Source organism: Pontibacter sp. HJ8, assembly GCF_054824225.1.
In genome coordinates this window covers 1-482 of the sequence record NZ_JSYF01000142.1, presented here as the reverse complement: position 1 = coordinate 482, position 482 = coordinate 1, and the positions used below count along the sequence as shown (strand labels likewise).

Sequence of the window (482 nt, the reverse complement as noted above, 5' to 3'; positions counted from 1 at the left end):
AATTTCGCGTAACTTTATTTATTATACTTTTATAGCATAAACAACAATAGCTTACACAACAATGAGTCAGATAGAAGAATTCAATGACTACCGTACGCGCATGAACGAGCGTATCATGTCTTACGATAACAAAGTAATCAAGCGCTTCTTTAACCTCGACACCAATACGTATATGGATGGTGCCCTGGATGTAAAAACGAAAGAAATGCTGGGCCTGGTAGCATCCATGGTGCTCCGTTGCGATGACTGCATCAAGTACCACCTGGGCAAGTGCTATGAAGAAGGCGTAACAGATGAGCAGGTGTTTGATGTATTCTCCATCGCCAATCTGGTAGGTGGCTCTATTGTGATCCCACACTTCAGGAGAGCGGTAGAATACTGGGAGGAACTCAAAGCGCAGCCAGGTGCTTCTGAATAGGGAGCTCCAAAGAAAATAAAAGCTGACGGGCTATGCCTTTGTTGGAATGATGGGGCTGGTATTT

Annotated in this window: 1 protein-coding gene; it reads left to right on the top strand. The window is 44.2% G+C overall.

Annotation, left to right across the window (positions count from 1 at the left end; genetic code table 11):
• Positions 1-61 precede the first annotated feature (61 nt).
• The gene (locus tag OB13_RS07635) at positions 62-418 is read left to right on the top strand and encodes a carboxymuconolactone decarboxylase family protein (RefSeq protein WP_461489565.1); all 357 of its coding nucleotides are present in this window, start codon (positions 62-64) and stop codon (positions 416-418) included.
• Positions 419-482: the final 64 nt, after the last annotated feature.

What these genes read in the sequence shown, in the direction of transcription:
- OB13_RS07635 (WP_461489565.1), top strand. Translation starts at nt 62, where the DNA reads ATGAGTCAGATAGAAGAATTCAATGACTACCGTACGCGCATGAACGAG.